This window comes from Agrococcus sp. UYP10, from assembly GCF_040547205.1.
Taxonomy (GTDB): domain Bacteria; phylum Actinomycetota; class Actinomycetes; order Actinomycetales; family Microbacteriaceae; genus Agrococcus; species Agrococcus jenensis.
Genome location: NZ_JBEPPG010000001.1, coordinates 2,336,597 through 2,360,879, shown reverse-complemented (window position 1 = coordinate 2,360,879; position 24,283 = coordinate 2,336,597). Strand labels below are relative to the sequence as shown.

At 73.1% G+C, this 24,283-nt stretch carries 22 protein-coding genes and 4 tRNA genes; 11 read left to right on the top strand and 15 right to left on the bottom strand.

The window, feature by feature from the left end:
- The 4 genes from pdxS to ABIB37_RS11580 all read right to left on the bottom strand — a co-directional run bounded on the left by pdxS (position 1) and on the right by ABIB37_RS11580 (position 5,071).
- Positions 1 to 891 carry a pyridoxal 5'-phosphate synthase lyase subunit PdxS gene (gene pdxS / locus ABIB37_RS11595; RefSeq protein WP_354260532.1) on the bottom strand — a complete coding sequence of 297 codons (891 nt, stop codon included), beginning with the start codon at positions 889 to 891 and terminating at the stop codon, positions 1 to 3.
- 40 nt (positions 892 to 931) lie between these two features.
- Positions 932 to 1,450: an HIT family protein gene (locus ABIB37_RS11590; RefSeq protein ID WP_123698591.1), complete on the bottom strand. Its 519-nt coding sequence runs from the start codon at positions 1,448 to 1,450 to the stop codon at positions 932 to 934.
- 128 nt (positions 1,451 to 1,578) lie between these two features.
- A complete protein-coding gene (thrS, locus tag ABIB37_RS11585; RefSeq protein WP_354261609.1) occupies positions 1,579 to 3,504 on the bottom strand; it encodes a threonine--tRNA ligase in 1,926 nt (641 codons plus the stop codon).
- Positions 3,505 to 3,577: 73 nt separating this feature from the next.
- Positions 3,578 to 5,071: a protein adenylyltransferase SelO gene (locus tag ABIB37_RS11580; protein ID WP_354260530.1), complete on the bottom strand. Its 1,494-nt coding sequence runs from the start codon at positions 5,069 to 5,071 to the stop codon at positions 3,578 to 3,580.
- 105 nt (positions 5,072 to 5,176) lie between these two features.
- Here ABIB37_RS11580 and ABIB37_RS11575 point away from each other — a divergent pair, with 105 nt between their 5' ends.
- Complete coding sequence (locus ABIB37_RS11575) at positions 5,177 to 5,419, top strand: hypothetical protein (RefSeq protein WP_354260528.1); 243 nt, start codon at positions 5,177 to 5,179, stop codon at positions 5,417 to 5,419.
- 49 nt (positions 5,420 to 5,468) lie between these two features.
- Here ABIB37_RS11575 and ABIB37_RS11570 read toward each other — a convergent pair.
- The 3 genes from ABIB37_RS11570 to ABIB37_RS11560 all read right to left on the bottom strand — a co-directional run bounded on the left by ABIB37_RS11570 (position 5,469) and on the right by ABIB37_RS11560 (position 5,761).
- Positions 5,469 to 5,543, bottom strand: a tRNA-Val gene (locus tag ABIB37_RS11570).
- A gap of 14 nt (positions 5,544 to 5,557) precedes the next feature.
- Positions 5,558 to 5,628, bottom strand: a tRNA-Cys gene (locus ABIB37_RS11565).
- A gap of 61 nt (positions 5,629 to 5,689) precedes the next feature.
- Positions 5,690 to 5,761: transfer RNA gene (locus ABIB37_RS11560), tRNA-Gly, on the bottom strand.
- A gap of 145 nt (positions 5,762 to 5,906) precedes the next feature.
- On the opposite strand from ABIB37_RS11560, the gene ABIB37_RS11555 reads away from it, so the two are divergent.
- A tRNA-Val gene (locus ABIB37_RS11555) sits at positions 5,907 to 5,982 on the top strand.
- 57 nt (positions 5,983 to 6,039) lie between these two features.
- On the opposite strand, the gene ABIB37_RS11550 is transcribed toward ABIB37_RS11555, so the two are convergent.
- The gene (locus ABIB37_RS11550) at positions 6,040 to 6,432 is read right to left on the bottom strand and encodes a four-helix bundle copper-binding protein (protein WP_354260526.1); all 393 of its coding nucleotides are present in this window, start codon (positions 6,430 to 6,432) and stop codon (positions 6,040 to 6,042) included.
- A gap of 104 nt (positions 6,433 to 6,536) precedes the next feature.
- Here ABIB37_RS11550 and ABIB37_RS11545 point away from each other — a divergent pair, with 104 nt between their 5' ends.
- Positions 6,537 to 7,214: an SDR family NAD(P)-dependent oxidoreductase gene (locus ABIB37_RS11545; protein WP_354260524.1), complete on the top strand. Its 678-nt coding sequence runs from the start codon at positions 6,537 to 6,539 to the stop codon at positions 7,212 to 7,214.
- Positions 7,215 to 7,274: 60 nt separating this feature from the next.
- Here ABIB37_RS11545 and ABIB37_RS11540 read toward each other — a convergent pair whose 3' ends face one another.
- A complete protein-coding gene (locus ABIB37_RS11540) occupies positions 7,275 to 8,507 on the bottom strand; it encodes an ammonium transporter (protein WP_123698014.1) in 1,233 nt (410 codons plus the stop codon).
- A gap of 167 nt (positions 8,508 to 8,674) precedes the next feature.
- Here ABIB37_RS11540 and ABIB37_RS11535 point away from each other — a divergent pair, with 167 nt between their 5' ends.
- Positions 8,675 to 9,874, top strand: coding sequence for a Na+/H+ antiporter NhaA (locus ABIB37_RS11535; RefSeq protein ID WP_354260522.1), 1,200 nt, complete (start codon positions 8,675 to 8,677; stop codon positions 9,872 to 9,874).
- A gap of 5 nt (positions 9,875 to 9,879) precedes the next feature.
- Here ABIB37_RS11535 and zapE read toward each other — a convergent pair whose 3' ends face one another.
- Complete coding sequence (gene zapE / locus ABIB37_RS11530) at positions 9,880 to 10,875, bottom strand: cell division protein ZapE (protein WP_354260519.1); 996 nt, start codon at positions 10,873 to 10,875, stop codon at positions 9,880 to 9,882.
- Positions 10,876 to 11,000: 125 nt separating this feature from the next.
- Here zapE and ABIB37_RS11525 point away from each other — a divergent pair, with 125 nt between their 5' ends.
- Positions 11,001 to 11,891 (top strand): sulfurtransferase, encoded by an 891-nt coding sequence (locus tag ABIB37_RS11525; RefSeq protein WP_354260517.1) that lies wholly within the window; start codon positions 11,001 to 11,003, stop codon positions 11,889 to 11,891.
- Positions 11,888 to 12,316, top strand: a complete 429-nt coding sequence (locus tag ABIB37_RS11520) for a SufE family protein (RefSeq protein ID WP_354260515.1) — start codon at positions 11,888 to 11,890, stop codon at positions 12,314 to 12,316. Before ABIB37_RS11525 ends, ABIB37_RS11520 begins: the two co-directional genes overlap by 4 nt.
- A gap of 9 nt (positions 12,317 to 12,325) precedes the next feature.
- Here the strand turns inward: ABIB37_RS11520 and ABIB37_RS11515 are convergent, their stop codons facing one another.
- The gene (locus ABIB37_RS11515) at positions 12,326 to 13,537 is read right to left on the bottom strand and encodes an alpha/beta hydrolase family protein (RefSeq protein ID WP_354260513.1); all 1,212 of its coding nucleotides are present in this window, start codon (positions 13,535 to 13,537) and stop codon (positions 12,326 to 12,328) included.
- Between the two features lie 22 nt (positions 13,538 to 13,559).
- Here ABIB37_RS11515 and ABIB37_RS11510 point away from each other — a divergent pair, with 22 nt between their 5' ends.
- The 5 genes from ABIB37_RS11510 (at position 13,560) to ABIB37_RS11490 (ending at position 20,319) form a co-directional block, all read left to right on the top strand.
- The gene (locus ABIB37_RS11510) at positions 13,560 to 14,156 is read left to right on the top strand and encodes a DUF3000 domain-containing protein (RefSeq protein WP_123698020.1); all 597 of its coding nucleotides are present in this window, start codon (positions 13,560 to 13,562) and stop codon (positions 14,154 to 14,156) included.
- The gene (locus ABIB37_RS11505; protein WP_354260511.1) at positions 14,149 to 15,369 is read left to right on the top strand and encodes an HRDC domain-containing protein; all 1,221 of its coding nucleotides are present in this window, start codon (positions 14,149 to 14,151) and stop codon (positions 15,367 to 15,369) included. The genes ABIB37_RS11510 and ABIB37_RS11505 overlap by 8 nt, the downstream gene beginning before the upstream one ends.
- Positions 15,370 to 15,443: 74 nt before the next feature.
- Entirely contained in the window at positions 15,444 to 16,649 is a 1,206-nt protein-coding gene (locus tag ABIB37_RS11500) for a thiolase family protein (RefSeq protein WP_354261607.1), read from the top strand.
- A complete protein-coding gene (locus ABIB37_RS11495; RefSeq protein ID WP_354260509.1) occupies positions 16,649 to 18,790 on the top strand; it encodes a 3-hydroxyacyl-CoA dehydrogenase NAD-binding domain-containing protein in 2,142 nt (713 codons plus the stop codon). The genes ABIB37_RS11500 and ABIB37_RS11495 overlap by 1 nt, the downstream gene beginning before the upstream one ends.
- A gap of 26 nt (positions 18,791 to 18,816) precedes the next feature.
- Complete coding sequence (locus tag ABIB37_RS11490) at positions 18,817 to 20,319, top strand: DUF7059 domain-containing protein (RefSeq protein WP_354260507.1); 1,503 nt, start codon at positions 18,817 to 18,819, stop codon at positions 20,317 to 20,319.
- A gap of 29 nt (positions 20,320 to 20,348) precedes the next feature.
- On the opposite strand, the gene ABIB37_RS11485 is transcribed toward ABIB37_RS11490, so the two are convergent.
- The 4 genes from ABIB37_RS11485 to dxs form a co-directional block, all read right to left on the bottom strand.
- Positions 20,349 to 21,173: an ADP-dependent NAD(P)H-hydrate dehydratase gene (locus tag ABIB37_RS11485; protein WP_354260505.1), complete on the bottom strand. Its 825-nt coding sequence runs from the start codon at positions 21,171 to 21,173 to the stop codon at positions 20,349 to 20,351.
- 75 nt (positions 21,174 to 21,248) lie between these two features.
- Positions 21,249 to 21,701, bottom strand: a complete 453-nt coding sequence (arfB, locus tag ABIB37_RS11480) for an alternative ribosome rescue aminoacyl-tRNA hydrolase ArfB (RefSeq protein WP_502914050.1) — start codon at positions 21,699 to 21,701, stop codon at positions 21,249 to 21,251.
- Between the two features lie 63 nt (positions 21,702 to 21,764).
- A complete protein-coding gene (locus tag ABIB37_RS11475) occupies positions 21,765 to 22,235 on the bottom strand; it encodes a hypothetical protein (RefSeq protein WP_354260503.1) in 471 nt (156 codons plus the stop codon).
- A gap of 64 nt (positions 22,236 to 22,299) precedes the next feature.
- Entirely contained in the window at positions 22,300 to 24,264 is a 1,965-nt protein-coding gene (gene dxs, locus ABIB37_RS11470; protein WP_354260501.1) for a 1-deoxy-D-xylulose-5-phosphate synthase, read from the bottom strand.
- Between the last annotated feature and the right edge of the window lie 19 nt (positions 24,265 to 24,283).

The window sequence follows — 24,283 nt, the reverse complement described above, 5'->3', positions numbered from 1 at the left end:
CTACCAGCCGCGCTCGGCGAGGCGGTGCGGCGCGGGGAGGTCGGACACGTTGATGCCGACCATCGCCTCGCCGAGGCCGCGCGATGCTGCCGCGATCGCCTTCGGGTCGTCGAACGCCGCGGTCGCCTTCACGATCGCGGCCGCGCGGCGCTCGGGCTGGCCCGACTTGAAGATGCCGGAGCCGACGAAGACGCCGTCGGCGCCGAGCTGCATCATGAGCGCCGCGTCCGCGGGGGTCGCGACGCCGCCGGCCGTGAACAGCACGACCGGGAGCGCGCCGCGCTCCGCCACCTCGGCGACGAGCTCGTACGGTGCCTGCAGCTCCTTGGCGGCGACGTAGAGCTCGTCCTTCGAGAGCCCGCGCAGCCGCCGGATCTCGCCGGTGATCGTGCGGATGTGCTTCGTCGCCTCAGAGACGTCGCCGGTGCCGGCCTCGCCCTTCGAGCGGATCATGGCTGCGCCCTCGGTGATGCGACGGAGCGCCTCCCCGAGGTTCGTCGCGCCGCACACGAACGGCACCGTGAAGGGCCACTTGTCGATGTGGTTGACGTAGTCGGCCGGGCTCAGCACCTCGGACTCGTCGATGTAGTCGACCTCGAGCGCCTCGAGCACCTGCGCCTCGACGAAGTGGCCGATGCGGGCCTTCGCCATCACGGGGATCGAGACCTCTGCCTTGATGGCGTCGATGAGGTCGGGGTCCGACATGCGGGCGACGCCGCCCTGCGCGCGGATGTCGGCCGGCACGCGCTCGAGCGCCATGACGGCGACGGCGCCGGCATCCTCGGCGATGCGCGCCTGGTCGGGGGTGACGACGTCCATGATGACGCCGCCCTTCAGCATCTCGGCCAGGCCGCGCTTGACGCGGGCCGAGCCGGTGGTGGACTCGCTCATGATGTGCTCTCTGATCGCCGGCCGGTGGTGGTGAGGGGCATCAGGCCGGCCAGGCTGCCTGGATGTCCCGGCGCATGTCCTCCAGCAGGATGGGCAGCGCCTTCGTCTTCGCGATGATCGGGAAGAAGTTCGAGTCGAGGCTCCAGCGCGGCACGATGTGCTGGTGGAGGTGGTCGGCGATCCCGGCGCCGGCGATGCGGCCCTGGTTCAGGCCGATGTTGAAGCCCTGGCAGCGCGTCACCTGCGACAGCACGCGCATGGCCGTCTGCGTGAGCACGGCCATCTCGGCGACCTCCTCGGTGGTCGCCTGGTCGTACATGCCGACGTGCCGGTAGGGGCAGACCATGATGTGCCCGGTGTTGTACGGGAACAGGTTGAGCAGCACGAAGCACGTCTCGCCGCGGTGCACGATGAGGCCCTGGTCATCGGTGAGCTCCGGGGCGCGGCAGAACGGGCAGGCCTCCTCGTCGGGCATCTGCCCCTGCTGGATGTAGACCATCCGGTAGGGCGTCCAGAGCCGCTGGAAGTGGTCGGGCACGCCCGGCAGCTCGCTCGACATCTGCGTGGGCGCGCCCCACGCGTGCTCGCCGACGAGCGGCGGCTCCTGCGCCTCCGCGGGGTCGAACGGCGGCATGGTGTCGCGCTGCGCCGCAGCGCGCTCCGCCGCCTCGTCGTGCGCGTGGTCGGTCACACGTGGGCCTTCGTGTCGATGGCCTCGACGATGCGGCGGATGGCCTCGTCGACCGGCACCCCGTTGTCCTGGGTGCCGTCGCGGAAGCGGAACGAGACGCTGCCTGCGTCGCGGTCCTGGCCGCCGGCGATGAGCTGGAACGGCACCTTCATGAGCGTGTGCGTGCGGATCTTCTTCTGCATCCGCTCGTCGCTGCGGTCGATCTCGACGCGCACGCCCTTCGACCGCAGCTGCGCGGCGATGTCGTCGAGGTAGTCGGCGTAGTCGGCCGCGACCGGCACGCCGACGACCTGCACGGGCGCGAGCCAGACCGGGAACGCGCCGGCGTAGTGCTCGAGCAGGATCGCGAAGAACCGCTCGATCGAGCCGAAGAGCGCCCGGTGGATCATGATGGGCCGCTGCTTCGAGCCGTCGGCGGCGGTGTACTCGAGGTCGAAGCGCTCGGGCAGGTTGAAGTCGAGCTGCACCGTCGAGAGCTGCCAGGAGCGGCCGATCGCGTCGGTCACCTTGAGGTCGATCTTCGGCCCGTAGAACGCGGCCTCGCCGGGCTCCTCGACGACCTCGAGGCCGGACGCGCGCGCGACGCGGCGGAGCGCATCCGTCGCCGTCGCCCAGACCGCCTCGTCGCCGATCCACTTCGCCTTCTCGTCGTCGCGCATCGACAGCTCGAGGCGGAAGTCGGTGAGCCCGAAGTCCTTGAGCAGCGAGAGCACGAACTCGAGGACCTTCGTGGTCTCCTCCTCGAGCTGCTCGGGCGTGACGAACAGGTGCGCGTCGTCCTGCGTGAAGCCGCGCACGCGGGTGAGGCCGTGCAGCGCGCCCGAGAGCTCGTTGCGGTAGACGGTGCCGTTCTCGGCGAGCCGCAGCGGCAGGTCGCGGTAGCTGCGCGCACGATCCTTGTAGATGAGGATGTGCATCGGGCAGTTCATGGGCTTCAGGTAGTAGTCGACGCCCTGCTTCGTGACGTTGCCCGCCTCGTCGCGCTCCTCGTCCATGTGGATGGGCGGCCAGATGCCCTCGGCGTAGGTCGCGAGGTGCCCGGAGGTCGCGAAGAGGTCCTGCTTCGTGATGTGCGGCGTGTAGACGTAGCTGTAGCCCTGCTCGATGTGCCGCGTGCGCGCGTGCTGCTCCATCTCGCCGCGCGCGATCGCGCCGCGCGGGTGCCACACCGAGAGGCCGGAGCCGACCTCGTCGGGGAACGAGAAGAGGTCGAGCTCGCGCCCGAGCTTGCGGTGGTCGCGCTTCGCGGCCTCCTCGAGGCGCTGCTGGTATGCGCGCAGCTCGTCCTTCGACGGCCACGCGGTGCCGTAGATGCGCTGCAGCTGCGGCAGGTCGGTCTTGCCGCGCCAGTAGGCGCCGGCCACGCGCATGAGGGAGAAGCCGTTGCCGATGAGCCGCGTCGAGGGCAGGTGCGGTCCCCGGCAGAGGTCCTTCCAGGCGACCTCGCCGGTCTTCGGGTCGACGTTGTCGTAGATCGTCAGCTCGCCGGCACCGACCTCGACGGATGCGCCCTCGGCGGCCTTGTCCGCGCCGCCCTTGAGCCCGATGAGCTCGAGCTTGTAGGGCTCGTCGGCGAGCTCGGTGCGTGCCTCGTCGTCGGTGACGACGCGGCGCACGAAGCGCTGCCCGGCCTTGACGATCCGCTCCATCTCCTTCTGCAGCGCCTTCAGGTCGTCGCTCGAGAAGGGCTCGGCGACGTCGAAGTCGTAGTAGAAGCCGTCCTGCACGGGCGGGCCGATGCCCAGCCGCGCCTCCGGGTTCACGCGCTGCACCGCCTGGGCGAGCACGTGCGCGGCGGAGTGGCGCAGGATGTCGAGGCCGTCGGGGCTGTCGATCGTGACCGGCTCGACCGACCCCGACTCGACCGTCTGCGTCTCGGTCAGCTCGCGCGCGAGATCCTGCAGCTCACCGTCGACGCGCATGGCGACGACGGCACGGTCGGTGAAGAGGTCGAATCCTGTGGTCACTGCTCCATCGTAGGCGCGGCGACGTGCCTCACGTGCCGCAGTAGGTGCGGTAGGCGCGGAAGCTCCGCTCCGGGCTCGGTGCCGCGTAGCGCTCGAGGCCGGGCCGCTCGTCGAAGGGCCGCTGCACCGCGTCGAGCAGCCGCTCGAGCGGGGCGAGGTCGCCGTCGGTGGCGGCGGCGAGGGCCTCCTCGACGAGGTGGTTGCGCGGCACGTAGACGGGGTTCGTGCGGTCCATCGCGTCGGCGTCGGGGCCGAGCGCGAGCCAGCGCTGCGCCCACGCGTCGAACGCCTCCCGGTGCACGAAGAGGTCGCGGAGCGGCACGATGTCAGCGGCGAAGGGAGCGGTCGGCACGCCGCCGCGGGCGAGTGTCCCGAGCGCGCGGAAGCACGACGTGAGGTCGACCCTGCCCGACTCCATGAGCGCGAGCAGCTCGTCGACGACGAGCGACGCCGCGTCGTCGTGCACACCCGCCGGGAGCCCGAGCTTCGCCCGCATGCCGCTCGACCACGCGGCGCGGTAGCGCGGCGCGAACCCGTCGAGCGCCTCCACTGCCATCGCGACCGCCCGGTCCTCCTGCTCGTCGAGCAGCGGCAGCATCGCCTCGGCGAGACGGGTGAGGTTCCACTCGGCGATCGCCGGCTGGTTGCCGTAGGCGTAGCGGCCGCGCTCGTCGATCGAGCTGAAGACGGTCTCGGGGTCGTACCCCTCCATGAAGGCGCACGGGCCGTAGTCGATCGTCTCGCCCGAGATCGTCATGTTGTCGGTGTTCATGACGCCGTGCACGAAGCCCACGAGCATCCATCGCGCGACGAGCGACGCCTGCGCGGCGATCACGGCGCGCAGCAGCGCGAGGTGCGGATGCTCGGCGGCAGCGGCATCGGGAGCGTGGCGGGCGATCGCGTGGTCGGCGAGCCGCCGCAGCAGGCCCAGGTCGCCCGTCGCCCGGGCGTACTGGAACGTGCCGACGCGCAGGTGGCTGCTCGCGACCCTGGCGAGCACCGCGCCCGGCAGCCACTCGTCGCGGCGCACGAAGCGCCCGGTCGCCACCACCGCGAGCGAGCGGGTGGTCGGGATGCCGAGCGCGTGCATCGCCTCGCTGATCACGTGCTCGCGCAGCATCGGCCCGACCGCGGCGAGGCCGTCGCCGCCGCGCGCGAAGGGCGTGCGCCCGGAGCCCTTGAGGTGCAGGTCGCGCAGCGTGCCGCCGTCGCCCTCGAGCTCGCCGAGCAGCAGCGCCCGGCCGTCGCCGAGGCGCGGCGAGTACGCGCCGAACTGGTGGCCCGCGTACGCCTGCGCGACCGGCGTCGCGCCGTCCGGCACCGCGCTGCCCGTGAGCAGCCGCAGTCCGTCCTCGGTGCGCAGCGCAGCCGGGTCGAGGCCGAGCTCGGCGGCGAGCGGCTCGTTGAGCACGAGCAGCCGCGGATCGGCGGCCTCGGCACCGCGCCACGGCACGGCGAGCTCTGGCAGCTCGGCGGCGAACCTGCCGCCGAGCGCGACGGTCGCGGACGGGATCGTGGTCACGGCGGGAGGCTACTCCTGTACCCCGGACGTCGCCTCAGGCGGGGAGGCGGCGCGGGGGCGCAAGTCGAGCCGCTCGAGCGGTGCTCCCAGGCGTACCCTCAGAAGATGGACCATCCCACGCAGCACCCCGTCTACTCCCCCGCCGACATCGCTGCAGTGCTGACGGAGCTGACGGCCTGCGGCACCGATCCGCTCGTCCTGCGCCGCTGGGCGGGCCGCCGCGAGGTGCACACCGCGATGGTGCGCGCGAGCAAGGCGCTCAGCTCCGTGCGCCTGCCGGGGAGGACTCCCGGCGGCGGCTGGGTCGAGTTCGCGCTCGTCGAAGGCGCCTGGACGCGCACCCGCTAGCGAGCCGCTCCGGGCACGAAGAAAGCCCCCGGCTGTGCCGGGGGCTTCGTGGTGGGCGATACTGGGTTCGAACCAGTGACCTCTTCCGTGTCAGGGAAGCGCGCTACCGCTGCGCCAATCGCCCTTCGGTGATGCTCGAGGTGGAGACGGGATTCGAACCCGCGTAGACGGCTTTGCAGGCCGCTGCCTCACCACTCGGCCACCCCACCAGGTGGTGTGAGATTCACACGTGACATCTGTCATGACGTTGCTGTCGTGACATTCCTGTCGAGCGGATGACGAGATTCGAACTCGCGACCCTCACCTTGGCAAGGTGATGCGCTACCACTGCGCCACATCCGCGGGGCTCATCGCTGAGCACCTGATGACTATAACCCGCTTCGCAGGGTGATTCCAAATCGACCGCCTGGCGCCCGGATCGAGACGTGCGTGGTCATCACCCGTGCACAGTCTGTGGCAGAATCGATGCGTCCCGCCTGGCGGGCACGGGCGATTGGCGCAGTTGGTAGCGCGCTTCGTTCACACCGAAGAGGTCATCAGTTCGAGTCTGGTATCGCCCACCACCCAGAAGGCCCCGGCAGCTGCCGGGGCCTTCGTCGTGTGCCACGGCCGTCCGCCGCTCAGGCCGCCTCGCACATCTCGGCGCAGCGCTCGCACGCCTCGGCACACGCACGGCAGTGCTCCGCGTCGTGCCGCCGGCACTCGGCCGCGCAGGCGCGGCACATCGCGGCGCACGCGGCGAGCAGCGCCGCACTCGCCTCCTGCGGCAGCGTCGCCCGGGCGAGGATGCGCCCTGCCGCCTCGCAGAGGTCGGCGCACGCCTCGCACATGACGGCGCAGTCGTCCATGCCCTCCTCGCGGTCGGCGCGCGCGCAGTCGCGGCATGCCGCCGCGCACGCCTCGAGCTCGGCCACGTGCGCGCCGAACGTCCCGACGTGCGGCCCGCCGTCCTCTCGGGCTCCGTGGTCGTGGGCGCCGTCCTCGTGAGCTCCGTGCTCGTGTCCCTCGTGCATCCGTGCCTCCTCTCGGCGGGCGGGGCTGCCCGCGCATCGTGCCGGCGACCGTACGCCGGAAACCTCGGCGCCGACCGTGAGGTGCCGCCGCTAGCGTGGCCGGCATGGACCTCCAGATCTCCGACCATGTCGTCCTCGTCGTCGGCGGCACCGGCCTCATCGGCAGCGCGGTCGCGGACGCGGCGCGCGCCGAGGGCGCGACCGTCGTCACCGCGGCGCGCGGCGACGGCGCCGAGATCCGCCTCGACGGGGCGGACGACGCGTCCGTCGACGCCGCCGTCGCTGCGGTGCTCGAGCAGCACGGGCGGATCGACGCGCTCGTGATCGCGGCCGCACCGCCGGCGCAGTCGCTCGATCCCGCGAAGCAGGGCGACCCGGCGCAGGTGGCCGCCGCCGTCGAGGGCAAGGCGATGACGTTCCTGCGGATCGCGAATGCCGTCATCCCGGCCATGCGGGCCGCGGGCTACGGACGCATCGTCGGCCTGAGCGGCCAGAACGCGCTCATCACCGGCAACATCACCGGCGCGGTGCGGAACGCCGCCCTCATCATCGCGGCGGAGAGCCTCGCCGACGAGCTCGCCGGCACCGGCGTCTCCGTCAACGTCGTGAACCCCGGCCCGGTGACCGAGTCGCCGAAGGCCGAGGTGGCCCAGGGCAAGCCGGGCGACTCCTCACCCCATCAGGTCGCGTTCGCGGTGCTCCCGCTGCTCTCGCCCCGCTCGGCGATCTCGTCCGAGTCGATCGCGGTCGGCCACAAGGTGCGGGGCGCCGTCGCGCTCTGACCGACCGCGCACGCGGAAGGGGGCCGGCTCACGCCGGCCCCCTTCGCTGCATGCTGCGTGTCAGACGCGCTCGCGCTCGAGCTCGTAGCCGTACGCGTCCTCGCCGTGCACGGTCTGGTCGACACCGGCCAGCTCGTCCTCGTTCTTGACGCGGAAGCCGATCGTCTTCTCGATCGCGAAGCCGATGACGAAGGCGATCACGAAGGCGTAGACCATCACGCCCACCGCGGCGATGACCTGCACGGCCAGCTGGCCGGCGCCGCCGCCCAGGAAGAGGCCGGTGTCGGTGGCGAAGAAGCCGAGGTAGATCGTGCCGATGAGGCCGCCGACGAGGTGGATGCCCACGACGTCGAGCGAGTCGTCGAAGCCGAGCTTCCACTTGAGCTCCACGGCGAGCGCGCAGACCGCACCGGCGATGGCGCCGAGCAGCAGCGCCCAGCCGGGCGTCAGGTTGGCGCAGGCGGGGGTGATGGCGACGAGGCCCGCGACAGCGCCGGAGGCTGCGCCGACCGACGTGGGCTTGCCGTCCTTGAACTTCTCGACGAGCAGCCAGGCGCAGATCGCGGCAGCGGTGGCGCCGAGCGTGTTGAGCGTGATGAGGCCGGCGTTGCCGAGGCCGTTCAGCCACTCCGCACCGACGTTGAAGCCGAACCAGCCGAACCAGAGGATGCTCGCGCCGAGGATGACGAACGGCACGTTGTGCGGCTTGTGGGCGCCCTTCGTGAAGCCGATGCGCTTGCCGAGCACGAAGGTCAGCGCGAGCGCTGCCGCACCGGCGTTGATGTGCACCGCGGTGCCGCCCGCGTAGTCGATGACGGCCGGGAGGCCGAGCAGCTCGCCGAGCGAGAACACCCAGCCGCCGCCCCAGACCCACGCGGCGATCGGGAAGTAGCCGAGCGTGGCGAAGGCGCCGGCGAAGAGCATCCAGGCGCCGAACTTGGCGCGGTCGGCGATGGCGCCGGAGATGAGGGCGACCGTGATGATCGCGAAGGTGGAGCCGTAGGCGACGCCGACGAGGTCGGTGTTCGCGCTCTCACCGGCGGCGAGCGCCGCGAGGCCGAAGTCGCTGAACGGGTTGCCGGAGAACGCGAAGGGCGAGTCGACCGCAGCCATGTTGAACCCGTAGAGGATCCAGAGGGTGCCGACGAGACCGATGGCGCCGAACGACATCATCATCATGCTGATGACGCTCTTGGCGCGCACGAGGCCGCCGTAGAAGAACGCGAGCCCGGGCGTCATGAACAGCACGAGGGCTGTCGCGATGACACCGAAGGCGATGCTGCCTGCATCCATGAGAGGTGCTCCTTGGGGGTATCCGAAGTGGGACTACTGCTGAGGTTGCACCAGGCCCGTTTCGCCAGCCCTCGTCCTCACGTTTCGCGACGGTTACGGATGCGCACCCGTGTTTCGGGCGCGTTTCGCCGCGCGGCGCGGTGCTGGCCGGGTGGGAGGATGACGGCATGACGTGGATCCGGAACCCCCAGGTGTCGGCGATGCTCCTCCTCGGGGCGGCGATCCTCGGGCTCGTGATCGCGAACACCGGGCTCGGGCCGGGCCTCGACGCGCTCAAGCACGCGCACCTGCCCTTCACCTTCTTCGGGCTCGACCTCTCGGCCGCCCACTGGGTCACCGACGGCCTGCTGGTCGTCTTCTTCTTCGTCGTCGCGATCGAGCTGCGCTACGAGTTCACGCAGGGCGACCTCTCGAGCGTGTCGAAGGCCGCCGTCCCCACGATCGCCGCGCTCGGCGGCGTCGCCGTGCCCGCGATCCTCTACTTCAACCTCGCCGGCGCCGACGGCGCCCAGGGCTGGCCCATCCCGACCGCGACCGACATCGCCTTCGCGCTCGGCGTGCTCGCGCTCGTGGGCAAGCGGCTGCCGTCGAACGTCCGGGCGCTGCTGCTCGCGCTCGCGGTCATCGACGACCTCATCGGCATCCTCTTCATCGCCGTCTTCTTCACCGAGTCGCTCTCGCTCGGGCACCTCGGGCTCGCCGCGGTGGGCGTCGTCGGCTTCTGGCTGCTGGGCCGCGCCTACCGCACCCGCCGTGGCAGCTGGCTGCTGCGCATCCTGCTGCTCGTCGTCGGCGTCATCACCTGGTGGCTCGTCGCCTCGAGCGGCATCCACGCCACGATCGCCGGCGTCGCCCTCGGCCTCGTGCTCTCCCCCGCGCCCGCGGAGTCGGCGCGCGAGAAGCTCGAGCCGCTCTCGAACGGCATCGTGCTGCCGCTGTTCGCCTTCACGTCGGCCTCGGTCGCGATCCCGCAGGTGCCGATCAGCGAGCTCAGCCCCGTCTTCTGGGCGATCGTCGTCGCCCTCCCGGTCGGCAAGCTCGTCGGCATCACGGCCGCGGGGCTCCTCGGCCAGGCCGCGCTGCGCGTGCCGCGACTCGAGCGGGTGCGCTTCACGGAGCTCATCGGCATCAGCCTGCTCGGCGGCATCGGCTTCACGGTCTCGCTGCTCATGAACGAGCTCGCGCACCGCACTGCGGAGGAGCTCATCGTCGAGGGCACGCTCGGCGTGCTCACCGGCTCGCTCATCGCGGCCGTGCTCGGCGCGATCTACCTCACGGTGCTGAACCGCAGGTACCCGCCGGTGGAGACGGCCGCGATCCGGGCGCTGAACGCCGAGGAGCAGCTGCACCGCACCGACGGCGTCTGAACGCGCTACTCGTTCGCGAGCGCGACGAGCCGCGAGATCGCTCGCAGGTACTTCTTCCGGTAGCCGCCGCCCAGCATCTCCTCGCTGAAGACCTGGTCGAGGCTCGTGCCGCTCGCCCGCAGGGCGACCTGCGCGTCGTACAGCCGGTCGACGAGCGCGACGAAGCGCAGCGCGTCGTTCTGGTCGGTGAGCACGCGCACGCCGCGGAGGCCCAGCCCTCGCAGTCCCTCGACGAGCCCGATGTAGCGCGACGGGTGCACGTGGGCGAGGTGCGCGATGAGCGCGTCGAAGTCGTCGAGCGCCGTCTCCCCCGCGATCGTGGCGAGCTCGGTCTCGACGGCCTCGTCGGCGACGACCGGGGCGTGGCCGGTGATGTCGCGGTGGCGGTAGTCGTCGCCGTCGATCCGCATGATCTGGAAGCGGTCGGCGATCGCGGTGATCTCGCGCAGGAAGTCGGCAGCGGCGAAGCGGCCGTCGCCGAGGGCGTTCGGGGGCGTGTTGCTCGTGGCGGCGAGCTTCGTGCCGCTCGCGACGAGCTCGCCGAGCAGGCGCGTCATCACCATCGTGTCGCCGGGGTCGTCGAGCTCGAACTCGTCGATGCAGACGATCCGCGAGCCCTGCAGCTGCTGCACGGTCTCGGCGTAGCCGAGCGCGCCGACGAGCGCGGTGTACTCGATGAACGTGCCGAACACCTTCGGACCGGGCATCGCCTTCCAGAGCGACGCGAGCAGGTGCGTCTTGCCGACGCCGAAGCCGCCGTCGAGGTAGATGCCCGGCTTCACCTCCGGCGCCTTCCGGAACAGGCCGCGCTTCGGCTTCGTCCACGCCTCGACGAGCTCCTGCATCCGCTGCAGCGCCTCACCCTGCGACGGATGCGCGGGGTCGGGCCGATACGACGCGAACGTCGCGCCGTCGAACTGCGGCGGCGGCACGAGGCTCGCGACGATCTGCTCCGCGCCCACCTGCGGTCGGCGCTCGACGAGCGAGATCGGTGCTGGCATGGGCGCTCCTTCGGCGGCGCCGGGAGGGCCGGCGGGAAGATTCGGTGGGAGGATGGCGTTCCCCCTCACCGAGCCTAGTCAGGCACACGAACCCCCTGGGCCGAGAGCCAGGAGAAGGAGACGCCGTGACCGAGTCCGAGCCCCGCTTCGCCGAGTACGCAGCACCCGACCGCCTGGTCTCCACGGCGTGGGTCGCGGCGCACCTCGACGATCCGGACGTCGTCATCGTCGAGTCCGACGAGGACGTGCTGCTCTACGAGGTCGGCCACATCCCGGGCGCCGTCAAGGTCGACTGGCACACCGAGCTCAACGACCCGGTGCAGCGCGACTACGTCTCGGCGGAGGCGTTCGCCGACCTGCTGCGCCGCAAGGGCATCGGCCGCGACTCGACCGTCGTCTTCTACGGCGACAAGGCGAACTGGTGGGCCACCTACGCGCTCTGGGTCTTCGCCCTGTACGGCCACGACCACACACGCATCATGGACGGCGGCCGGGACGCCTGGATCGCCGAGGGCCGGGAGCTCACCCGCGAGCCCGCGAGGCGTCCCGCCGTCGACGTGCCGGTCGTCGAGCGCGACGACCGCACGCTGCGCGCGTTCCGCGACGACGTGCTCGCGCACCTCGGCCGGCCGCTCGTCGACGTGCGCAGCCCCGAGGAGTACTCCGGCGAGCGCACGACCGCGCCGGCCTACCCCGAGGAGGGCGCGCTGCGGGCGGGGCACATCCCCACAGCGGCGAGCGTGCCGTGGGGCCGCGCCGTGAACGAGGACGGCACCTTCCGCTCGCGCGCCGAGCTCGAGGCGATCTACCTCGACGGCGCGGGGCTCCGCGGCGCCGACGACGTCATCGCCTACTGCCGCATCGGCGAGCGCTCGAGCCACACCTGGTTCGTGCTCACCCACCTGCTCGGCCTGCCGGGCGTGCGCAACTACGACGGCTCGTGGACGGAGTGGGGCTCGCTCGTCGGCGTGCCCATCGCCGTCGGCGCCGAGCCCGGCGAGGTGCCGGCTCGATGACGCTCACCCCCGCCCTGCAGCGGACGGTCGACGACTTCCAGGCCATGGAGGAGGGCGACCGGCTGCAGCTGCTGCTCGAGTTCGCCGACGAGCTGCCCGAGCTGCCGCAGCGCTACGCCGACCACCCCGACCTGCTCGAGCGCGTCGCCGAGTGCCAGTCGCCGGTGTTCCTCTTCGTCGAGGTCGACGAGCGCGTGCACGTGCACGCGACGGCTCCGGCGGAGTCGCCGACCACCCGCGGGTTCGCGTCGATCCTCGCGCAGGGCCTCGAGGGGGCGAGCGCCGACGAGGCGCTCGCGGTGCCGACCGACATGCCGCGGCTGCTCGGGCTCGACCGCGTCGTCTCGCCGCTGCGGCTGCGGGGCATGGCCGGGATGCTCGGCCGCATCCAGCGCCAGGTGCGGGAGCGCGCGCAGGAGCGCTAGGCCCGCCGGTCAGTCGAACGCGGCGACGCCCCGCTCGTCGAGCCAGCCGCCCAGCTCGCGCAGGTAGCGCGCCCGGTCGAGGTTCCAGAGCTTCGTGTGCCGCGCCGTGCGCCACTCGTGGTAGTCGACGATGTCGGGACGCGCCTCGGCGAGCGCTCGCGAGGCGTCCGGCGGCACGAAGCCGTCGTCCGCGGAGTGGAGCAGCAGGATCGGCTGCGTCAGCGCATCCGCGTGCAGCACGTTGTCGAGCTCGTCGAAGTCGAGGCTGCGGCTGCCGGAGAGCAGCGCCGCGGGCGACTCGAGCAGGCCGATCGCGGTGTCGACGAGCCATGCCGGCTTCCGCACCAGCGCGACCTGCAGGCGCAGGGTCGGCTGCCACCGGACCACCGGCGAGTCGAGCACGATCGCCACGATGCGCCGGCGGTGGCGGGAGCGCCGCGCGACCTGCAGCGCGATCTGCCCGCCCATCGACCATCCCATGAGCACGATGTGGCGGGCGCCACGGGCGACCGCGACGCCGATCGCGTCGTCGACGTCGCGCCACTCGTCGAGCCCGAGCCGGAACTTGCCGTCGCGGCTCGGCGGCGCCTCGGTGTCGTTGCGGTACGAGACGGCCATGCAGGGGATGCCGCGCTCGAGGAACGCCGGGACGGCACGGATGGTCTCGCGGCGCGTGACCCCGCGGCCGTGCACCTGGATGCACCAGGTGTGCGCCTCCTGGTCGCCCATGATCCAGGCCGGCGCGGGCCCCAGCTCGGTCGGCACGTCGACGCGCTCGACGTCGTCGGTCACCTCCTGCGGCAGGTGCAGCACGTACCCGGACCAGCGGGCGCTCGTCGCCCCGGCGAGCAGCTCGCGCGCCGGCTCGTCGATCGCGCGGGTCACGCTGTGCGCGTCCTCCGCGACCACGGGGCCGAGCACCGCGTGCCGCTCCCCCACCCACAGCGCGTAGGTGCCCGGCAGCCCGGTGTCCGGGGTGCGGCCGAGCCGCACGCCGCGCGCGTCGACACCGAGGATCCGGATGTCGTCGGGCTGCGTGCGCGGCGGCGTGACGAGCATCGAGGCGAGCACCGCCGAGGCGCCCGTGATCGCGAGGCCCGCGCCTGCGACGAGCACGCCGGCCCCGGCGAGCGCGATCGCGCCGGCGCGACGGGAGGCGGGGGTGGCACGACGGGCGGCGGGCGCGGGGGCGGTGGCGGCGCGCCTCGCTCGGGTGGTCACGGGGGAATCGTAGTCTTGCCGGGTGGACACGAGCAGTGGAGCCCCCGCCCCCGAACCCGAGGCGTTCCGCGCTGCCGTCGACCAGCTGCGGCGCGCAGAGCTCCGCTCCGAGCTGTCGGTGCGCGAGATCCCGGCGCCGGGGCGCATCGCGCCGCACTCCTTCGCGATCGCTGCCGACGTCGGCGTGACGAGCCACGGGCACGACTCCGACCTCGGCACCGGCCGCTTCATCCTCATGCACGACCCCGAGGAGCCCGAGGCGTGGGGCGGCGACTTCCGCATCGTGAGCTTCACGCAGGCGTCGCAGGATCCGGAGATCGGCGTCGACCCGTTCCTCGCCGAGGTCACCTGGACCTACCTGCTCGAGGCGCTCGAGCAGCGCGGCGCCGAGCACCACTCGGAGTCGGGCACCGCGACGAAGATCCTCTCGAGCGGCTTCGGCGAGCTCGCCGCGCAGGGCGATGGCGCGCAGATCGAGCTGCGCGCATCCTGGACGCCCACCGGTCACGACTTCGGCGCCCACCTCACCGCCTGGACCGATCTGCTCTGCGCCATCGCGGGCCTCCCGGTGCAGCCCGGCGCCACCGGCCTCGACGCGCACAGGCGCACGCGTGGCTGAGCTGCGCGAGGCCGTCGCGGAGGGTCCGTTCGACGTCATCGCCGACGCGGATGCCCTCCGGGAGGTAGCCGACCGGCTCGCGGCCGGCACCGGGCCGGTCGCCGTCGACGCCGAGCGCGCGAGCGGCTTCCGCTATTCGCAGCGGGCGTACCTCGTGCAGCTGCACCGCCGCGGCGCGGGCACCGTGCTCGTCGACCCCACGACGATCGACGACCTCTCACCGCTCCAGGACGCGATCGGCGGCGAGGAGTGGATCATCCACGCCGCGAGCCAGGACCTGCCGTGCCTGCGCGAGGTGGGCCTCGAGCCCGCGACCCTCTTCGACACGGAGCTCGGCGCCCGCCTCGCCGGCTTCGAGCGCGTCGGCCTCGCCGCGGTCACCGAGCGGCTCGTCGGGCTGAGCCTTCGCAAGGAGCACGGCGCGGCCGACTGGTCGACCCGGCCGATCCCCCGCTCCTGGCTCGAGTACGCCGCGCTCGACGTCGAGGTGCTGCCGGATGCGCGCGACGCGCTCGCCGAGGAGCTCGCCCGGCAGGGCAAGGAGGAGCTCGCCGCGCAGGAGTTCGCCTACGCGCTCGAGCGCCGGCCCAAGCCGCCGGCCGCCGAGCCGTGGCGCCGGCTCTCGGGCATCCAGGCGATCCGCGACCGTCGGCAGCTGGCCGTGGCGCGCGAGCTGTGGCTCGCCCGCGACGAGCTCGCACGCTCGACCGACACCGCGCCCGGCCGGCTCGTGCCCGACCGGTCGCTGCTGGCGGCGGCGCTCGCCGACGTCGACGCGAAGGGCCGGCTCGCGGCGCGCAAGGACTTCACCGGCCGCGCGAGCCGCAGCGAGCTCGACCGCTGGTGGGCGGCGATCGAGGCCGGCCGCGCCACGGACGATCCTCCCGCGCTGCGGGCGAGGTCCGACGAGCCGCCGCCACCGCGCTTCTGGCGCTCGCGGAAGCCCGAGGCCGACGTGCGGCTCAAGCACGCGCGCGCCGCCGTGCAGGCCGCGGCGGAGGAGCTGTCGATGCCGGCCGAGAACCTGCTGGCGCCCGACACCATCCGCCGGCTCGCGTGGGAGCGCGTCGAGTCGACGCCCGAGGCGGTCGCCGAGGCGCTCCGGGAGCGCGATGCGCGGCCGTGGCAGGTTGCCGCGACTGCACAGAGGATCGCTGCTGCATTTGTAGAGGCCGACCAAGCCGGTCCCGAGCCCGTCGACGCCCCCTCGTAGGAAGCGGCAACCGCGGAGCGCGCCCTCGGCGCGCATTCCTACACTGATGCCGCAATCACCCCCAATCAGGAGGCATCGTGGCTGACGACGACGTCGTGTTCGTGGACGGCGTCCGCACCCCATTCGGGCGCGCGGGCGAGAAGGGCATGTACTGGCAGACCCGAGCGGACGACCTCGCGGTCAAGGCGCTCACCGGTCTGCTCGAGCGGAACCCGAGCCTGCCGCTCGACCGCATCGACGACGTCGCGATCGCCGCGACGACGCAGACGGGCGACCAGGGCCTCACGCTCGGCCGCACCGTCGGCATGCTCGCGGGCCTCCCCGTCACTGTGCCGGGCTACGCGCTCGACCGCATGTGCGCCGGCGCCATGACGGCGGTCACGACCGTCGCGGGCGGCATCGCCTTCGGCGCCTACGACGTCGCGATCGCCGGTGGCGTGGAGCACATGGGCCGCCACCCGATGGGCCTCGACGCCGACCCGAACCCCCGCTTCGTCGCCGAGAAGCTCGTCTCGATGGACGCGCTCAACATGGGCAAGACGGCAGAGCGCATCCACGACCGCTACCCGCACCTGACGAAGGAGCGCTCCGACCGCTACGCGATGGCGTCGCAGCACAAGTACGCCGCCGCGCTCGAGGCCGGGCACATCCAGCATGACCTCGTGCCGGTCGCCACGCAGACGGCAGAGGGCTGGGGGCTCGCCACCGCGGACGAGGCGCCGCGCCCCGGCACGACGATGGACGGCCTCGCGGCCCTCAAGACGCCGTTCCGCGACCACGGCCGCGTGACGGCCGGCAACGCATCCGGGCTCAACGACGGCGCGACGATGTCGATCGTCGCCTCATCGTCCGCGGCGAAGGAGCTCGGCCTGTCGACCCGGATGCGGATGGTCTCGTTCGCGTTCGCCGGCGTCGACCCCGACATCATGGGCATCGGCCCGGTGCCGTCGACCGAGAAGGCGCTGCGCAAGGCCGGCCTCGACATCTCGGACATCGGCCTCTTCGAGCTCAACGAGGCGTTCGCGGTGCAGGTGCTCGCCTTCACCGACCACTTCGGCATCGACGACGACGACCCGCGCATCAACCCGTGGGGCGGCGCCATCGCGATCGGCCACCCGCTCGCCTCGTCCGGCGTGCGCCTCATGCTGCAGCTCGCGCGCCAGTTCGAGCAGCGCCCCGATGTGCGCTTCGGCATCACCGCCATGTGCGTGGGCCTCGGCCAGGGCGGCACCGTCATCTGGGAGAACCCCAACCACAAGCGCTACGGGAAGGGCATCTGATGGCCGTCCGCGACGAGTTCCCCCTGCTGGCCGCCGCCGAGTTCGACGAGGTCATCACGCACAGCCACGTGCGCGACATCGCGCTGCCCTCGGGGCGCACGATGGCCCTCATCACGCTCGACAACGGCCGCGACCACACGCGCCCGTCGACGCTCGGCCCCGCCACGCTCTTCGAGCTGGGCGACACCCTCGAGGCGCAGCGCGACCGCGCCGCGAAGGGCGAGATCGACGCCATCGCGGTCACCGGCAAGCCCTACTTCCTCGCGGCCGGCGTCGACCTCAGCAACGTGGCCGACATCCCCGACCGCGCGACGGCGGCCGAGCTGCCGCGCCTCGGCCACCGCGTGCTCGGCCTGCTGCACCAGGCGCCCGTGCCGACGTTCGTCTTCATCAACGGCCTCGCGCTCGGCGGCGGGCTCGAGATCGGGCTGAACGCCGACTACCGCACGATCAACGCCGCCGCGCCCGCGGTGGGCCTGCCCGAGGTCTTCCTCGGGCTCGTCCCCGGCTGGGGCGGGGCGACGATCCTGCCGAACCTCATCGGCATCGAGCGCGCGCTCAAGGTCGTGATCGAGAACCCGCTCAAGCAGAACCGCGTGCTGAAGCCGGCCGAGGCGCTCGAGCTCGGCATCGCCGACGCGATGTTCTCCCCTGCCACGTTCCTCGAGTCGTCGATCCGCTGGGCCGACGAGGTGCTGGGGGGCAAGAAGGTCGACCGCCCGCACGTGCCCGGCACCATCGAGCGCGCGGTCAAGTGGCCGATCGCGCTGCGCATCGCGCGCGAGACGGTCGAGAAGAAGCTCGGCACGGTCCCGCAGTCGCCCTACCGCGCCCTCGACCTGCTCGAGCTGGCGAAGAAGAACGACCGCTCGCTCGGCTTCGCCGCCGAGGACGACGCGATCGCCGAGCTGAGCGGCGGCGACCAGTTCGCGGCATCGATCTACGCGTTCAACCTCGTGCAGAAGCGGGCGAAGCGCCCGGCGGGCGCGCCCGACAAGGCGCTCGCGAAGCCGGTGACGAAGGTCGGCATCATCGGCGCGGGCCTCATGGCCAGCCAGTTCGCGCTGCTCTTCGTGCGCCGACTGCAGGTGCCGGTCGTCATCACCGACCTCGACCAGGCCCGCGTCGACACGGCCGTCGCCGGCATCCGCGCCGAGATCACCACGCTCGTCGGCAAGGGCCGGATCTCCGACGACGAGGGCAAGCGCCTCACCGCGCTCATCTCCGGCACGGTCGACAAGGCCGACTTCGCCGACTGCGACTGGGTCATCGAGGCCGTCTTCGAGGAGCTCGGCGTCAAGCAGCAGGTCTTCGCCGAGGTCGAGCCGCACCTCTCCGAGACGGCCGTCATGGCGACGAACACGTCGAGCCTCTCGGTGGAGCAGATCGGTGCCAAGCTCGCCCACCCGGAGCGCCTGGTCGGCTTCCACTTCTTCAACCCGGTCGCCGTCATGCCGCTCATCGAGGTCGTCAACACGCCGGCCACCGATGACGCGACCCTCGCGACCGCGATGCGGGTCGCGAAGGACCTGAAGAAGAACGCGGTCATCACGCGCGACACCCCCGGCTTCGTCGTGAACCGGGTGCTCGCGAAGCTGCTCGGCGAGGCGATGCACGCCGTCGAGCAGGGCTCGTCGTTCGAGGACGTCGTCGCCGCGCAGCGCGCGTTCGGCTTCCCGATGGACCCGTTCGTGCTGCTCGACCTCGTCGGGCTCAAGGTCGGCGCCCACGTGCTCGACACCCACCACGGCGCCTTCCCCGATCGCTTCTTCGAGTCGCCGGCGCTGCACGAGCTCGCCGCCGAGGGCGTGCTGCTCGAGAAGGACGGCAAGGGCGAGCCGAAGGGCATCGACAAGCGGGCCCGCAAGATCGTCGCGAAGCACACGCCCGCGGGCGCGGTGGCGCTCTCGGTCGACGAGCTGCGGCTGCGGATCGAGGACGGCCTCGCCGACGAGATCAAGCGGATGCTCGACGACGGGGTGGTCGAGGCCGCGGAGGACATCGACCTCTGCATGATCCTCGGCGCCGGCTGGCCCTTCCACATGGGCGGCATCACGCCGTACCTCGACCGGGTCGGCGCGTCCGAGCGGGTCTTCGGCGGCACGTTCCACGAGCCGCGCGTGGCCGGGCCGAAGGCCTGACCGGCCGGATCCAGCAGACTGGCGGGATGCACCCCGCCATCGACGCCCTCGCCCGTGACCTCGCTGCAGCGGGGTTCACGAGCGGGGGCGTCCGTGCGCTCGTCGGCGACGAGGCCGACGCGGCGCTCGCCCGCATGGTCGCCGAGCCGGCGCGCCGGGCGGCGCTGCGCCGACCCGGTGCGTGCTCGACCCTGCTGCGCGCGTTCGTGCTCGGCGACGCCGTGCCGGAGGCCGCGTTGGCGGAGGCGCTGCCGGCGATGGGCGTCGACGGTGCCGTCGCGCTCGGCATCGCCGAGCGCCGCGCCGGGCAGGTGCCGCTCGTCGCGCCGCTCGTCGCCATCCGGCCGTACGCGTTCCGCGACGCGCTCGGCGAGGGCGAGTGGTGGATCGCGAGCGACCTCGACGAGCTCGCGGGCGTTGCACCGCTGCGCCCCGACCACGTGCTCGGCGTCGGCGGCGCCGCCCGCACGCTCGCGTCGCTGCTGCCGCCCCTCCCGGTCGACCGCGCGCTCGACCTCGGCACCGGCTGCGGCGTCATCGCGCTGCACCTGCGGCGGCTCGCACCGCACGTCGTGGCGACCGACATCTCGGAGCGCGCGCTCTGGTTCACCGGCCTCAACGCGCGGCTGAACGGCGTCGACGGCATCGAGACCCGGCTCGGGTCGCTCTTCGCACCGGTGGCGGGCGAGCGCTTCGACCTGATCGCCTCCAACCCGCCCTTCGTCATCACCCCGCGCGCCGAGGGCGTGCCGGCGTACGAGTACCGCGACGGCGGCGCGACCGGCGACGGGCTCATGGCTGCCGTCGTCGGCGGCCTCGCAGCGCACCTCGCGCCGGGCGGTGGCGGACGTCTGCTCGGCAACTGGGAGACGGTCGCAGGCGCCGCGGGCATCGAGCGCGTGCGAGGGTGGGCGGCCGGGCTCGACGCCTGGGCCATCGAGCGCGAGTCGCTCGACCCGGTGCGCTACGCCGAGCTGTGGCTGCGCGACGGCGGCACGCTCCCCCGTGACGAGGCGCACGACGCGCTGCTCGACGCCTGGCTGGACGACTTCGAGGCGCGCGGGGTCTCGGCCGTCGGGATGGGCTGGCTCGCGCTGCGCCTGCCCGTGACCGGCGACGCGAGCCTCGCCCGCTTCGAGCGGCTGCCGCAGGCGATCACGCTCGAGCACGCGGGCGCGCACCTCGCGGCGGCGTTCGACACCGCCGCCTGGCTCGCCGGGCTCGACGACGGCGCCCTCGCCCTCGAGCGCCTCGAGCGCGCGCCCGACGTGACGGAGGCGCGCCACCAGCTGCCGGGCGCCGCGGGCCCGAACGTCATCGAGCTGCGCCAGGGCGGCGCGCTCGGGCGCACCCTCTCGGTCGACACCGCGCTCGCCGCACTCGTGGGCGCGTGCGACGGCGAGCTGCCGCTCGGCGTGCTCATCGGCGCGATCGCCGGCCTGCTGGAGGTCGACGAGCCGATCCTCGCGGCCGACCTGCTGCCGCGCGTCCGCGAGCTCGTGGTGACGGGCTTCCTGCGCGCGGCCTGACGGCTCGGCGCCGGACGGTGCAGCGCCCGTCAGGCGGCGAGCAGCGCCGCGATCGTCGCGGGCACGGCCTCGGCGACGTCGAGGGCGACGAGCGGTCCGCCGCCGCTCGCGCGTGCGGCCGCGAGGCCGTGCACGACGGCCGCGGAGGCCGCGAGCTCGGCGAGCCGCGCGGCGTCGGCGTGCACCTCGCCCGCGTGCGTCGCGACGAGCGCGCCGAGGATGCCGGCCAGCACGTCGCCGGAGCCGGCGGTCGCGAGCCAGTGGGTGGCGGGCGGCAGCCGGATGACGCTGCCGTCCGGGGCGGCGACGAGGCTCTCGGCGCCCTTGAGCAGCACGACCGCGTCGTAGGCCTCGGCGGCGCGGCCCGCCCACTCTGCGGGGGCGCGTCGGACGGCATCGGCGTGCGTCTCGATGCCGACATGCGCGAGCATGCGGACGAGCTCCCCGTGGTGCGGGGTGACGACCGCGGCGCCGGCGGCCTGCGCGGCGAGGTCGAGGGCGCCCGCGTCGAGCACGATCGGTGCGCCGCTGCCGAGCGCGGCGTGGAGCGTCGCGGCGAGCGACGGCGACCGCAGCCGCGCATCCTGGCCGCTCCCGACCAGCCACGCCTCGACGCGGCCCTCGCCCGTGACCACCTCGGGCCTGCGCGCGAGCACGAGGTCCTCCACGCGGCGCGGGGCGATGAGCCGCACCATGCCGAGCCCCGTGCGGTGCGCGGCCTCGACGCCGAGCACGGCCGCACCCGGGTAGCGCTCCGATCCGACGATCGCCCCCAGCACACCGCGACGGTGCTTGTCGGCGAAGGCGTCGGGCACCGCGATGCGCGCGGCGGTGTCGGCCTCGGTCCACAGCATGCCGCCACGATACCGAGCCGAGCCGGGCTCGTCGGAGGCCGCGCTCATCGGCGGCTGGGCTACTCGGCGGCTGGGCTAGTCCGCGTCCGGGCGGCGCCGCTGCTGCTTCGTCGCCGACCGCTGCTGCTTCGCGGCGAGCCTGCGGCGGTGCGCGCCCCGGGTCGCCGTCGTGGCGCGGCGCCGAGGCCCCTCGGGCGCGAGCGCCGCGGCCAGCAGCGCCGCGAGCCTGCCCGACGCGATCGCCCGGTTGCGCAGCTGCGACCGCTCGGTCGACGCCGTCACCGTCACGGCGCCGTCGACGAGCCGGGCGGCGAGGCGGGCGAGGAGCGTCGCCCGCTGCTCCTCGGAGACCGCCGCCGAGCCCGCGACGCTCCACGAGAGCTGCACCCGACTGTCGGAGGTGTTGACGTGCTGCCCACCCGGCCCCGACGAGCGCGAGAAGCGCCAGCGCAGCTCGGACGCGGGGATCGACAGCGTCGGCGTCACGACGAGGTCGGAGCCCACGTCGTCGGATCCCGGAGCGCGCATGCCTCCAGCGTCGCACGGCGCCGCCGTGGCCGCACGGCCAGCGCCGCACTGCCGATGCCGCGGTCACCCGTCGGCGATCCTGTCGGCGAGCAGGTCGACACCGCCGCTGTGCGCGAGCAGCACCGCCCGGAGCGTGCCGGCGTGGGCCGCCCCGGCGCGGCACAGCGCGTCGTGCCACGCCCAGTCGTCGGGCGACGCCCACGGCGGCCCGGGCCGCTCGAGGACGACGGCGACGGAGCAGCCGGCCTCGGCGATGCCGCCGAGGATCCTGCCGAGCGCCGCGGGCGCCTCGGCCTCCGGGGTGATCGGGGTGTCGTCGATGAGCGTGAGGCGCGGCACCAGCAGCCCGTCGCCGTCGAGCAGCAGCAGCCACAGCCGCCGCACGAGGCCCTCGCGGACCACGCTCCTCGCACGCTCGAGCAGCGAGGCGTCGTCGTCGATCGGGAGGTCGCCCAGCTCGAGGAGCCGCTCGACGGTGAGCCGCGATCGCGCGGCCTCGGATCCGGTGGTCTGGGATCCGGTCGTCTCGTCCATGCCCGGCATGGAACCGCATCCGGCACCGCGGCCGCTCCAGCGGACTGCGCGGCTGTGGAGGACGTCAGTCGGCGGCGGGCTCCTGCATGTCGGCATCCGACTCGAGCCGCAGCTCCTGCTCGCCGGGCAGCGGCCGGGCGATCGGCACGCGGCCCGTGCCGAGCACCTGCTGGATGATGTTGCGCGCGATCGCCTGCGCCGAGAGCCCCGCGTCCTCGAGGATCTCGCCGCGCTCGGCGTGGTCGATGAACGCATCCGGCAGGCCGAGCTCGTCGACCGGGGTGTCGACGCCGGCGGCGCGCAGGTCCTGGCGCACGCGGGTGCCGATGCCGCCGACGCGCACGCCGTCCTCGAGCGTGATGACGATGCGGTGGTCACGCGAGAGCTCGACGATCGACGCCGGCACCGGCACGACCCAGCGCGGGTCGACGACGGTGACGCCGATGCCCTGCGCCTGCACGCGCTGCGCGACGTCCATCGCGAGGTGCGCGAACGCGCCGATGGCGATGAGCAGCACGTCGCGGTGCGGCGCCTCGAGCAGCACGTCGACGCCGTCGTCGGTGCGGCGCACCGCGTCGAGCTGGTTGGGCACCGAGCCCTTCGGGTAGCGGATGACGGTGGGCGCGTCGTCGACGGCGACCGCCTCGCGCAGCGCCTCCTCGAGCCGGGGCGCGTCGCGCGGTGCGGCGAGGCGGATCCCGGGCACGAACTGCAGCAGCGCCAGGTCCCACATGCCGTGGTGGCTCGGGCCGTCCGGGCCGGTCACGCCGGCGCGGTCGAGCACGAACGTCACGCCCGCCTTGTGGAGCGCCACGTCCATGAGCACCTGGTCGAAGGCGCGGTTCACGAAGGTCGCGTAGATCGCGACCACCGGGTGCAGGCCGCCGAACGCGAGCCCTGCCGCCGTGGTCACGGCGTGCTGCTCGGCGATGCCGACGTCGAGCACGCGCGAGGCGTCGAGCGCCGCGAGCCGGTCGAGGCCCGTCGGGCGCAGCATCGCCGCGGTGATGCCGACCACCCGGTCGTCCTCGCGCGCGATCGAGACGAGCTCGTCGGCGAACACGCTGGTCCAGGACGGCCGGCCGGCGCTCGCGATCGACTCCCCCGTCTCGGGGTCGATCTGCCCGACCGCGTGGAACTGGTCGGCCTCGTCGTTGATGGCGGGGTCGAAGCCCTGCCCCTTCTGCGTGATGACGTGCACGATGACCGGCGCGCCGAAGTCGCGCGCCTGCTGCATCGCCTCCTCGAGCGCCTCCTGGTCGTGCCCGTCGATGGGGCCGAGGTACTTGATGTCGAGGTTGGAGTAGAGCACCTCGTTGTTCACGAAGCGGGTGAGGAAGCCGTGGGTGGCGCCGCGGACGCCGCGGTAGACGGCCCTGCCCGGGTGCCCGAAGCGCGAGAACAGCCGCTCCGACGTCCCGCGGAGGCTCGTGTACGAGCGCTGCGTGCGCACGCCGTTGAGGAAGCGCGCCATGCCGCCGATGGTCGGCGCGTAGGAGCGGCCGTTGTCGTTCACGACGATCACGAGGCGGCGCCGGTTGTCGTCGGAGATGTTGTTGAGCGCCTCCCACGTCATGCCGCCCGTGAGGGCGCCGTCGCCGACCACCGCGACGACCGTGCGGTCGTGCTGGCCGGTGATGTCGAAGGCGCGGCTGATGCCGTCGGCCCAGGACAGCGACGAGGAGGCGTGGCTCGACTCGACGATGTCGTGCTCGCTCTCGGCGCGCTGGGGGTAGCCGGCGAGGCCGCCCTTCTGGCGCAGCCGCGAGAAGTCCTGGCGGCCGGTGAGCAGCTTGTGCACGTACGACTGGTGCCCGGTGTCGAAGACGAAGGCGTCGCGGGGCGAGTCGAAGACGCGGTGCATCGCGAGCGTCAGCTCGACGACGCCGAGGTTCGGCCCCAGGTGCCCGCCGGTCCGCGAGACCTCGCGGATGAGGAACGCGCGGATCTCCGCCGCGAGCTCGACCAGCTGCTCGCGGGTGAGGCCGTCGAGGTCGCGCGGACCCGTGATCTGCTCGAGGATCGCCATAGGCCCACCATCGTAGTCG